The organism is Lactobacillus sp. VURO6/B1 (VP7) (assembly GCF_058139575.1).
The window spans coordinates 207,851-219,134 of the sequence record NZ_JBVOWJ010000002.1 but is presented as its reverse complement, the minus strand read 5'-3'; the positions used below and the strand labels follow the sequence as shown (position 1 = coordinate 219,134).

The window sequence follows — 11,284 nt, the reverse complement described above, 5'->3', positions numbered from 1 at the left end:
CTACTACGTCAAATGTAAATTCTGAGCAAGGCAAGCTAACCTTGAATCATAAGACTCGTGTTTATAACAAAAAGGGTGAGAAAAAATATTCTTATCTTAAAACGAATGGGCTGCTTTAGTAAGATAAGTTGGCAAAATTTAAAGCCAGTAAATACAGCAGCTGATGTCACACCAGCTGGCATAGAAAAAAATGTTAAAGAATAAAATAAGACCCTCAATTTTGAGGGTCTTATTCTGGTTTAACTGCTTTTTAACTCAAACGCACAAGTAGGTTTTATTTATTTATACTCCCATTTCCGCTTCCACTACATCGGTTATTCTCTTAACGTAAGCGTCAGTTTCCTCTTGAGTAGGTCCTTCAGCCATTACCCGCAGAAGCGACTGTGTTCCGGAAGGCCGCACTAATACTCGTCCCTCATCACCCATTTCATTTTCAACTTCTTTAATGACGTCTAAAATAGGTTGGTGCTCTTTCCAGGATTTTTTATCCTTAACCGGAACATTAACCAAGCATTGGGGATATTCCTTAAAATCAGTTAATAATTCTGTCAAACTTTTGCCAGTTCTTTTCATTACTAACATTAGATGCAAGCCAGTCAACATTCCGTCACCGGTATTATGATAGTCACTCATAATCACGTGACCTGATTGTTCTCCACCTAAATTATAACCGTTTGCTCGCATTTCCTCTGAAACATACCTGTCGCCCACCTGTGTACGAACATTTTTAATGCCACGCCTTTGTAATGCCTTAGTAAAGCCGAGATTACTCATTACAGTAGTGACAATGGTATCTTTTTTCAGTCGACCGCCATCTTCCATATAGCTGCCGAGAATATACATGATGTGGTCGCCATCAACTTCGTGACCATTTTCATCAACAGCAATGCAACGATCAGCATCGCCATCAAAAGCGAGACCAAGTTGCGCACCTTGTTTAACGACTTCTTCCTGCAGTTTTTTGGTATGCGTAGCGCCAACGTGATCATTAATGTTCAAGCCATCAGGATGAGTAGCAATAGTAGTGAAATCAACTCCGCAATCAGCAAATAGCCGAGAAATCAAACTGCTGGCAGCACCGTTGGCACCGTCAATAACCACTTTGATACCACCAAGGTCTTCGGGAATAGTATTTTCAATAAATTGTAAATATTTGGCACCGCCTTCATGAAAGTCAGTGACTGAACCCAATCCTTTAGCAGAAGGTCTAGGCAAATTATCTTCTGGAGCATCAATTAGTTTTTCAATTTCGCCCTCCATTTCGTCCGACAATTTCAAACCATCGCTGCCAAAGAACTTAATACCGTTATCTTCTACAGGATTATGGGAAGCGGAAATTTGAACACCGGCATCAGCCCCTTGAGCACGGACTAAGTAGGACAAACCAGGGGTAGTAATTACACCAACTTCTAAAACCTCAATCCCAACGGAAAGAAGTCCGGATATCAAAGCGTATTCCAACATTTGCCCCGAAATCCTGGTATCACGAGAAACTAGAACTTTTGCCTGCTCTTCCTTAGCTTTATTTTTAGTTAAAACGTAGCCACCATCACGACCCAGTTTAAATGCCAATTCTGGAGACAAGTCTTGATTAGCCACTCCACGTACACCATCAGTGCCAAAATATTTCAACATTATTAAACAACCTTCCTATCTTAATTATTTTTATTTTTTGAATCGTTTGCATTTTCCACTTTTACATCAACAGTAATCTGCCTGGGATTTGATCTCACAACCCCATCAGGTAAATTAAAAGTAATTGTTTTGGTAGTAGAAGACGTAATAGTTCTCAAATCGACCGGGACCTTTAAATGCTTCACCTTAGCCAAGTCTTCTTCACTACCATATAAAGTAACATACTTAGTTTTAGCAGTTAGAGAATATATTTTATTCATTTTCTCATGCTCAGGCTCAAGCTTTATTTTAACTGCTTTTTTGGCTGTTGTAACGGGAATTGATACTTTAGCCGTTGCGGGATCAATAACTACGTTTAGTTGCCTGCCCTTATGATCTTCTGCTATTAAATTGACCTGCCGCTCATATGTGTGGTCAATCCCATTTGGTAAAACTACTTTGGCTACTATTTGGTCAATTTGATCTACTTCAGAACGAGCTCCGGTCACTTCAACCTGCTGCGGATAAACACTGGAGTGACCCAGTTGATAGCCACGAGCAACAGCACTCTTATTATACTCTATTTGTATAGGCATTGTAGTAGATTTTCGTCTTTGAATATCAACTTCAACACTGCGAGGATTAAGCGAATAGGATATTTGCCTGTTAATGCCGTTAACATGAATTTTAACGTTATGTTTGCCAATACTTTTATTAGTCAAATCGATGTACGCTCTGAAGTTTTGGGTATTAACGGTTGAAGTAACCAATGCAGTTGAACCCTCGAGTGTCACACTTACTTTTTCAGGATAGCCAACAACATAATACTTATCAGTATCAACCGAAACTTGCAGGGGAACCTTAATGGTTTGGGTTTTATTTGCAGTTTGCTTTGTTTTTTCTGCTTGTCCTTGAGATAAAAATCCGGCCTGAGTAGAGTTAATATAAATAACCAGTAAAACAGCTATTAACAAAGATACCAGTTTAATAAACCAAGATTTTTTCCAAAATTCTCTCATCGGTCAGCACCCCATTTCCAGAGCTTGCGGATAATTTTTTGATACCATTTATCGTTATCATTTTTCTTTGGAACCAGTTCTGCATTGAGATATTTTAGATATTCATCACGGGTTAAATCAACCATAAAACGGCCATTACGGGTAATTGTAACCCCTCCAGTTTCCTCTGAAACAACTACAGTAATTGCATCCGTCACTTCAGAAATACCTACAGCAGCGCGATGGCGTGTTCCCAGTCTTTTAGGAATCATGCTGTTATCTGAAAGTGGCAAATAGGCCGCAGCAACTGCAATTTGATGATCATTGTTGATGATAACCGCACCATCATGTAACGGAGTATTGGGAATGAAAATGTTAATAAGCAGTTCCCCCGTAACATCTGCATTTAACTTAATTCCAGTTTCAATATAATCTTCAAGACCGGTTTCCTGCTGAATTGTAATCAATGCTCCAATTCTTCTTTTTGACATGTACTGAATAGCTTTATCAAGCTCATTAATAAATTTAATTGATTCATCCCGAGCACTGTCCTCACGGCCGCCAAAAATAGGCAAACGGCCTAAGTGCTCAAGTCCACGTCTGATTTCTGGCTGAAAAATCACAATAATACCTACTACGGACCAGGAAACGATTTGATCAATTAACCAGGTGGTAGCATGCAATTGCAAGATGCCAGCAATAATGCGTACAAGAAATATCAGCACAATGCCCTTGGCCAGTTGAACTGCTTTAGTTCCCCGGATCAAAACCACCAGGTGGTAAACAACAAACCAGATAATTAGAATATCAAGAATTGTTGAAAAGGTGCTCCAAGTAAAAATATGGGTACCAACACTTTGCATAAATTCTCCTTCCCATTATGTGTAAACATAATACTTTAATCATTGGGCTTACCAATTATTCTAACTTCTGTTTGTAGGTCAAGTCCAAAACTTGACCTGATTTTCTTTTGAATTAAATGAATTAAATTTAAGTAATCCGTAGCCGTAGCACCACCTTTATTCACGATAAAACCAGCATGTTTAGTTGAATCTTGAGCACCACCAATTTGTTTTCCCTGAAGTCCTGCTTGAATAATCATAGGTCCAACATAATGACCAGCTGGGCGCTTGAAAACACTTCCACAAGATGGATATTCCAGAGGCTGCTTATACTTACGCAAAGCGTTGAGATAATTCATATTTGCCAAGATTTTGCTTTTATTTCCTTTTTTTAAGGTAAAAGCTGCTTCTGTTACAATATCACCATTTTCCTGCACCAAGGAGTGACGGTAGGAAAATTTCATTTCTGCTTGAGAATAATTTTTATATTCACCTGCTCGTGTCAGCACCTTTACACTTTGGATTACATTGCAAGTTTCTCCTCCATAAGCACCAGCATTCATAAAGACTGCCCCACCAACACTGCCTGGAATTCCAGCTGCAAATTCCATACCACTTAAACCATGATGAGCAGCAGTAAAAGCCGTATCAACAATTGTGGCTCCTGCTTGGGCAATAACGCAATTACCTTTAACTTTTATTTTTTCCATCTTGGTTAAAATTATGACTAAACCATCAATTCCACCATCTCGGATAATTAAATTGGAAGCATTACCTATTACCGTTAAGGGAACATTATTTTCGTTAGCAGTAATTACTAATTTCCTTAATTCACTGTCATTACGAGGAAAGGCGAGAAATTCAGCTGGTCCTCCAGTTTTAGTAAATGTGTATTTACTAAGCGGAACCTGCTTTTCCATTTCAATACCATTTTGGGCTAAATCCGCTAATTTCAAAACAAAAATCCCCTTTTTTACTAATCTTTTACTATTTTACCGCATTCAGTTAATTGCTTCATCATATGTTATACTAAAATTAAAATTTAAAGGAGATAATATGAATTTCATCGCGATGGACTTTGAAACAGCCAACCGGCATCCAGAGAGTGCTTGCTCTTTGGCACTAGTGATGGTTCGGGACAATCAAATTATAGATCGTTTTTATACGGTAATTAATCCGCAAATGCCTTTTGATGCTCGCAACATTCAAATTCACGATATTACTGCGGCAGATGTCAAAGATGCCCCAACGATGGCTGAAGTTTGGCCTAAAATTAAGGATTTATATCAACCGGGGATGTTAGTCACGGCTCATAATGCCCGCTTTGATACTAATGTCATGCGACAGAGCTTGGCACGCTATGACATACCTGAACCACACTATTTTGTTATTGATACTTTACGGACCAGCAAGTTATTTGAACCGAAATTACCTAACCATAAACTCGACACTGTTTCAAATGCTCTTGGTGTAGAATTATGGCACCATCATAATGCCTTAAGTGATAGTGAAGCATGTGCCGGTATATTAATAGCACAAGATAAACAATATGGTGACGAAGCACTGAAAAACTTAGTTTATCAAATATAGCATAAAAAAGTAGGGCCTTTTAGGCCCTATTTTTTAACTTATTTTTTCTATAATATTTTCTGCCCATTGTTTATTCCTACTGCCTTTGGGCGCGAATTCAACTATTCGCTTAGTCGAGTTCCAGCTATCATCTACTCTTTTGATGGTCAGTTGTAAAAATTGCTCAGGAAGTTGTTCTTGCACAATTTCCGGCCATTCAATTACAACCAAGCCAGGTTCGGCCATATAAGCACTTAAATCAATTGATGATAAATCATCATTTTCCAAACGATAAAAATCCATATGAAATAATGGCAGCTTGGCTTCAGTGTATTCCCTCACAATAGTAAAAGTAGGACTTTTTACTGGGCGTTTAATTCCCAGTGCCCTGCCAATTCCCTGAGTTAAAGTCGTTTTACCTGCGCCCAAATCACCATTTAACAGTAATAAATCATGAGCTTGTGCAGTTTGAGCAATAACTGCACCTAAATGTTGCATTTCTTGTGTCGAATTGACCTCAAGCTTCATTTTCTTCATCCCTTATTAGTGCCTGTGCAGCAGTTAAAACGGCAATGTTATAAACATCTTGAGTATTTGCCCCGCGCGAAAGATCATTAACAGGTTTGCGCAGTCCCTGCAAGATAGGGCCAATAGCCGCAAAGTTACCTAGACGTTGAGCAATTTTATAAGAAATGTTGCCAGACTGCAATTCAGGAAAAATAAAAATATTTGCTCGTCCCTTAATGACAGATTCTGGAGCTTTTTTAGCAGCTACTTCAGGCACAAAAGCAGCATCAAATTGTAACTCACCATCTGCAGGAATATCTGGATGTTGCTGTTTAAAAATTTCTGCAGCTTGTTCAACTTTAGCAACCATATCTGCCTGGGCTGAACCTTTAGTTGAAAAACTTAAAAATGCGACTTTAGGATCAATATTAATCATTTGTGCAGTCTTAACTGACTGGTATGCAATTTCAGCTAAAGTTTGGCTATCTGGATCTAGATTAATTGCGCAATCAGCAAAGATATATTTTTCATCGTGCCGCTCCATAATAAAACTGCCAGAAACACGTTTCATGCCTTTAGCGGTGTGGATCAATTGCAAAGCCGGTCTTACCGTTGCAGCAGTCGAATGAGTTGCTCCTGATACCATGCCGTCGGCCAGCCCCATTTCAACGAGCATAGTGCCAAAATAATTTGGATCTTTTACTGTTTCTGCTACTTCAGTGGGTTCAACTTTTTTCCCTCGTGCGTTGATAAAGTTCTGCACCATAGCTGCCTTGTTCTCATAGTGAGCTGGATCAATTATTACTAACTCTCTAAAAGTTAAATTTTGTTCTTGTACCAAACTAGTTATCTTCGTGGAACTGCCTAATAAAATGGGCTTAACAACATTATCCAAAGATAATTTGCTGGCTGCGTTTAAAATGCGGAGGTCATCTCCTTCAGGAAAAACAATCTGATACTTTCTGTGTGACTTTTGTACTTTATTTTTTAATAAATCAAAAACGCTCATTTATTTCCTACCTATGCTAAATCTGCTTGTGTAACTTTGGTCGGCAACTGCCAATCAATGGGGATTTCGTTAAAATTTTTTAGTGCTTCGTTGCAGCGTGAAAAAGGTCTTGAACCAAAAAATCCTCTGTCTGCAGAATACGGACTTGGATGAGCTGATTTAATCACAAAGTTTTTATCTTGGTCAATCAAAACGATTTTATTTTGAGCATAGCGACCCCATAATATGAAGACCACTTTGCCACGATCACTTAAAGCCTTAATTGCGGCGTCAGTTACTTCTTCCCACCCTTTTCCCTGGTGACCGTTAGCATGACCGTAAGGGACAGTTAAAACAGCATTTAATAGTAAAACTCCCTGATCTGCCCATTTTTTTAAATAACCATGATTAACGGGTCTACAACCCACATCATCATAAAGTTCCTTATAAATGTTTTGCAGAGAAGGTGGCAATTTTACACCGGGATTAACTGAAAAGCTCATCCCTGTTGCCTGACCAGGATTATGATACGGATCCTGTCCCAAAATGACTACTTTAGTATTTGCAAATGAAGTTAACTTAAAAGCGGTAAAAATATGATACATATCAGGATAAATCTTTTTGGTCGCATATTCTTTTTTTAAAAATTCATGTAATCGCTGATACTTTTCACTGTTAAACACTGGAGCCAAGATTTCATCCCAGTCGTTTCCAATAAATTTTTTCATCACCTAAACAGCCTCTCTTTCGTTAACTTTTATGTTATCATGAAATTAATAATGAAACTGGGACAATAAATACTTTTAATTTCTTTTAATTTTCATGTGAAGTTGATAAAAATTAAAGGTAAGGTTTTCTTCATAATGTTAACATGTAAAGTACTCATTTAACTAGCAAAATTGGAGGAGGAGTAATTTTACCATTGATTAAATTAGTAGCTTGTGATTTAGACGGAACTCTTTTTAACAGTGATATGGCTATATCAGACAAAAATGTCGCTGCGATTCGTGCAGCACAAAAAAATGGTATTGAATTTTTAGTGGCAACCGGGCGTGCGCCACGACAATCTCGTAAAACTATGCATGATTATGGTCTTAAAACTGGCTTTATCAATATTAATGGTGCATTAGTCTATGATGCGGATGCCAATTTAAAGGTTAAGCACAAACTGCCAAATAAAAAAGCCAGTCTAATTTCAAAAATCCTCAGGGAAAATAATATTTATTTTGAATTAGTCACCGCTGAAAAGATTTTCTCAACGGATACTAGTAAGCGAATAGTTAATTTAGCTCGTTCCTTAATGTTACTTGATCCAAAGGTTAATTTTAAAAAAGCAGTAGCTACTGCTGCAGGTAGTGATGCTATGCTAAGCATGACTTTAGTAGATGATTATGATCACTTGCTAACAAATCCCAAGATTGAAATCATGAAAATTATTGCATTCGATGGTCGCGGTCAAGCTGCTTTTACTCAAGCTAAAAAAGAAATCAATGCTTTAGGTGACGTTGTTGTGACTTCAAGCTCTGCTGCTAATATTGAGATTAATGATGCTAAAGCACAAAAGGGACCAGCGCTTCTTGATTATGCACGTCAAAAGGGTATTAAACGTGAAGAAGTAGCTGCTATCGGTGATAATTTAAATGATGCCAGCATGATTAGAGATGCCGGAACAGGGGTGGCTATGGCCAATGCTGTTCCGGCAATAAAAGAATTAGCACAAGTCAAAACCAAGTCAAATAATGAAGATGGAGTTGCTTATGTTTTAAGAAAATTTATCAAGGATAATGCAAAAGAATAGAGGTGCTTAGATGCGCTACTTATTGGAATTAACTCAAAAACAGGAATATGGTCAAATACCTGTAGCAAATGAAAACAATAAAATTCAGTATATTATTCAAGGCAATTTAGATAATCCCAACCATACTCTGTACTTAAAAAAAGTTAATGGTAAAGAAATCGGACGTCTTTATACCGATGGCAATGGATTTATTTCTTCCTACACAATTGATGTTATCAACCATTCTTTAGTAAAGGTTAAACGCTTAAACAATAAATTGGCAAACCTTTTTTATATTACTAGATTAAATTATATAGTCTCTGGCAGTATCAAAAAGGGAAGTTATAAGTTCCTCTTTGGTATCAAAAAAGTCGCAACAGTGCGTACTGTTGTTCAAAGTGAGGGCGTAGTCCTCATTTGCGACATTGAACGACCTGAAGATGTTCCTTTTATTTTATTATGTGCTACTCTTTTCACCCAATGGCATACTACACCATTGAGACTGCCAACTTTTCCACCTATTGGTCGTAAATATAATGTTAACTTTAATTAATATAGTTACTAGCATATCAAACTGACTTTACTAGTAACTTTTTTACTGTTTAAAACTAATTTAATGACAAATCTGTAAAAGTAAAATTGGCAATTTCTTCAGCGCGAGTAGTAATAAACAAATCTTATCGATTAACTCCACTATTTTTAACAGCTTTTCCTACCGCTCCTTCATTGCCGTAAGAAGCAGCTGTGTCAATTAAACGATAATCCGGATCTAATTGCATCCTCAACCACATTTTCAGCAATATTCAAATCATTTATTTGAAAAACGCCAAAGCCCAAGATAGGCATTGTAATACCATTATTTAATTTGATTTCTTTCATTTTATTACTCCTTTATTAAATTACAAACAGATTGTAAACCTTGGAGTTAACTTTATAGCAAATTAAATAAAAATATTACTTAATCGTTAAAGTAATTTTAAATTCTTTAATAAAAAATTCCTGCTTTTTGCAGGAATTTTGATTATTTTTGTAGTATATAGCAGTTACCCTTTTTGGTAATAGTTATCTATAGTCTGTCGTATTTTTGATGCACTTTGAGCAATATCTTCAACAGTTCCTTTTGTAAGGGCACTACCAATTCCCAAGATTTCAGCTCCAGCATCAAGCCATTCATGAATATTGTCAACATTTATAGATCCAGATTGGAGAACAGGCATCCATGGTATTGGTGTCTTGATTGTTTTTATGACCTCAGGGCCTTCAATTCCTGAATATGGAAACATCTTGATAAATGTAGCACCAGCACGCATTGCTGTGATAGCTTCAGTTACAGTTGTACAACCAGCAGCATAAGGAATTTGATACTCATTTGCAATTTCTGCAACTCCTTTATCAAACATCGGAGAATATAAAAACCCGGCATCATGTGAAATTGCATCTCTTGCGGTTGGAGCATCAAGAACGGTTCCAGCTCCAACTAAAACTTTATCCCCAAGCTTTTCGTGTACCAAATCAATCGCCAATGGTGCATCGTTATTAGTGTAACTTACCTCCATAACATCTATTCCACCTTGACTTATTCCCTGGGCCACTTCTAAAACTCGTTTTTTAGGAGCCCTAACAACAGCTAAAGCACAACTATCTAAAATTCTTCTCATATTATCAAATTTACGCATTTTTCCTCCTATTTGAGATTATATTCAACAATAAGTTCTTTTATTTCTTGATTCAAGGTTTCATTAGGAGCGATCTCTGGTTTTCTAGCATTACCTACATTAGCTATTCCTGCAAGTGTTACTGCACGTTTTAAAACTGATGGTACTGGAGCTTCATGCATAATTTTTCTTAAAGGATTAAGACTTTCTTGCATTTTTTTTGCCGTTTCAATATCTCCTGAACGCAGAGCATTATTTAGCGCCACCACATTTTTAACTAATAAATTGCTTGTACCTGCAATTGCTCCGGTAGCTCCTCTTTCAAAGGCATAAGAAATTTTGGAATCAGAGCCAATTAAAAAATGTAAATTTTCATGTTTTTGCACCACTTTTAAGTATGCATCTATGCTTTCTGTATTGCCACTACTATCCTTAATTCCGGCCACGTTTGGAATTTCAGCTAATTGGTCTAAAACTTTAGGATTAATATTATTTTGTGTGTTTCCGGGAATATTGTATAAGATAATTGGAATTTTAACGCTTTCAGCAATTTGCTTATAATAATCATAAATATCTTCATCTCGTAATTTGAAAAAGTAAGGAGTAATTACTGAAAGGGCATCAGCTCCTAGTTCTTCCGCTTTTCGTGATAAGTACACAGCTTCATTAGTGCTACAGGCTCCTGTGCCTACATAAACTGGTACTCTGTGATTTACATAATTAATGACATGAGAAGCAAACTCATTTCTTTCTTTTATAGTAAGAACATTGAATTCCCCATTGCTTCCCAACGGAAATATTCCATTAACACCATTTTTTATCAAGTGGTCGATCAGTTGGTCTGTTGCCTGATAATTAATAGTTTGCGTTTCATCATCATTAAATGGAGTCACGATTGGCGTAATAATTCCGTTAAACATTTTTATTGTTCTCCTCCAATTTTTCATTTGTAATCACTACTGAGTCTTTTCCTACTTTATGCTCTTCAGCAGTTAACTTAGCTAAATTTGTTTCTCCACTCTGAATTTTTAGACAAGCATCAATAAGCATAGGCAAATTTAAACCTGTAATAACGTTCATCTGAAATTCTCTAGTTAAGGCAGTCATTGTATTAGATGGAGTACCACCAAAAAGATCGACAAAACATAATATTTGTTCATCCTTATTTTTAATCAAAGTATCTCTTGCTTCATTCACAAAATCCTCAAAAGACATTCCAGGCATTAACGAAAGTGACGTAATTTTTGAAATATCTCCTATAAGCATACTAGCAGAGTTAATAATTTCTTTACCAAAGTTACCATGAGTAGCTACCACTATTTTTATTGCCACTC

13 protein-coding genes and 1 pseudogene are annotated in these 11,284 nt (G+C 36.8%); 3 read left to right on the top strand and 11 right to left on the bottom strand.

Annotated elements, in window-relative coordinates; all coding sequences use genetic code 11:
- Positions 1-282: 282 nt before the first annotated feature.
- The 4 genes from glmM to murB are packed head-to-tail and all read right to left on the bottom strand — an operon-like array spanning position 283 to position 4,410.
- Positions 283-1,635 carry a phosphoglucosamine mutase gene (gene glmM, locus ACZ2M0_RS02205; RefSeq protein WP_046331906.1) on the bottom strand — a complete coding sequence of 451 codons (1,353 nt, stop codon included), beginning with the start codon at positions 1,633-1,635 and terminating at the stop codon, positions 283-285.
- A gap of 20 nt (positions 1,636-1,655) precedes the next feature.
- On the bottom strand, positions 1,656-2,633 hold the full coding sequence (locus tag ACZ2M0_RS02200; RefSeq protein ID WP_490058351.1) for a CdaR family protein: 978 nt from the start codon (positions 2,631-2,633) through the stop codon (positions 1,656-1,658).
- The gene (gene cdaA / locus ACZ2M0_RS02195) at positions 2,630-3,475 is read right to left on the bottom strand and encodes a diadenylate cyclase CdaA (protein ID WP_046331904.1); all 846 of its coding nucleotides are present in this window, start codon (positions 3,473-3,475) and stop codon (positions 2,630-2,632) included. The genes ACZ2M0_RS02200 and cdaA overlap by 4 nt, the downstream gene beginning before the upstream one ends.
- A gap of 35 nt (positions 3,476-3,510) precedes the next feature.
- Positions 3,511-4,410 carry a UDP-N-acetylmuramate dehydrogenase gene (gene murB, locus ACZ2M0_RS02190; protein ID WP_462985081.1) on the bottom strand — a complete coding sequence of 300 codons (900 nt, stop codon included), beginning with the start codon at positions 4,408-4,410 and terminating at the stop codon, positions 3,511-3,513.
- A gap of 100 nt (positions 4,411-4,510) precedes the next feature.
- Between murB and ACZ2M0_RS02185 the strand changes: the two genes are divergently transcribed.
- Positions 4,511-5,044 (top strand): 3'-5' exonuclease, encoded by a 534-nt coding sequence (locus ACZ2M0_RS02185; RefSeq protein WP_187154423.1) that lies wholly within the window; start codon positions 4,511-4,513, stop codon positions 5,042-5,044.
- A 33-nt stretch (positions 5,045-5,077) separates the two neighbouring features.
- Here the strand turns inward: ACZ2M0_RS02185 and tsaE are convergent, their stop codons facing one another.
- Genes tsaE through ACZ2M0_RS02170 form a run of 3 tightly spaced genes read right to left on the bottom strand, consistent with a single transcriptional unit; the run spans position 5,078 to position 7,246 of the window.
- A complete protein-coding gene (tsaE, locus tag ACZ2M0_RS02180) occupies positions 5,078-5,551 on the bottom strand; it encodes a tRNA (adenosine(37)-N6)-threonylcarbamoyltransferase complex ATPase subunit type 1 TsaE (protein ID WP_490058350.1) in 474 nt (157 codons plus the stop codon).
- Positions 5,541-6,539, bottom strand: coding sequence for a phosphate acetyltransferase (gene pta, locus ACZ2M0_RS02175; protein WP_490058349.1), 999 nt, complete (start codon positions 6,537-6,539; stop codon positions 5,541-5,543). Before pta ends, tsaE begins: the two co-directional genes overlap by 11 nt.
- A gap of 11 nt (positions 6,540-6,550) precedes the next feature.
- Positions 6,551-7,246, bottom strand: a complete 696-nt coding sequence (locus ACZ2M0_RS02170; RefSeq protein ID WP_187154425.1) for a uracil-DNA glycosylase — start codon at positions 7,244-7,246, stop codon at positions 6,551-6,553.
- 194 nt (positions 7,247-7,440) lie between these two features.
- Between ACZ2M0_RS02170 and ACZ2M0_RS02165 the strand changes: the two genes are divergently transcribed.
- Together ACZ2M0_RS02165 and ACZ2M0_RS02160 are read left to right on the top strand one after the other, a co-directional pair.
- Positions 7,441-8,316: a Cof-type HAD-IIB family hydrolase gene (locus ACZ2M0_RS02165; protein WP_490058348.1), complete on the top strand. Its 876-nt coding sequence runs from the start codon at positions 7,441-7,443 to the stop codon at positions 8,314-8,316.
- 10 nt (positions 8,317-8,326) lie between these two features.
- Positions 8,327-8,848, top strand: coding sequence for an LURP-one-related/scramblase family protein (locus ACZ2M0_RS02160; RefSeq protein WP_045927831.1), 522 nt, complete (start codon positions 8,327-8,329; stop codon positions 8,846-8,848).
- A gap of 127 nt (positions 8,849-8,975) precedes the next feature.
- Here the strand turns inward: ACZ2M0_RS02160 and ACZ2M0_RS02155 are convergent.
- The 4 genes and pseudogenes from ACZ2M0_RS02155 to ACZ2M0_RS02140 all read right to left on the bottom strand — a co-directional run.
- Positions 8,976-9,174, bottom strand: a pseudogene (locus tag ACZ2M0_RS02155) (aldo/keto reductase); the annotation flags it as partial.
- Positions 9,175-9,338: 164 nt separating this feature from the next.
- A complete protein-coding gene (locus tag ACZ2M0_RS02150; RefSeq protein WP_490058347.1) occupies positions 9,339-9,971 on the bottom strand; it encodes a beta/alpha barrel domain-containing protein in 633 nt (210 codons plus the stop codon).
- An 8-nt stretch (positions 9,972-9,979) separates the two neighbouring features.
- Entirely contained in the window at positions 9,980-10,870 is an 891-nt protein-coding gene (locus ACZ2M0_RS02145; RefSeq protein ID WP_490058346.1) for a dihydrodipicolinate synthase family protein, read from the bottom strand.
- Complete coding sequence (locus tag ACZ2M0_RS02140) at positions 10,863-11,282, bottom strand: PTS sugar transporter subunit IIA (protein WP_490058345.1); 420 nt, start codon at positions 11,280-11,282, stop codon at positions 10,863-10,865. Before ACZ2M0_RS02140 ends, ACZ2M0_RS02145 begins: the two co-directional genes overlap by 8 nt.
- Positions 11,283-11,284: the final 2 nt, after the last annotated feature.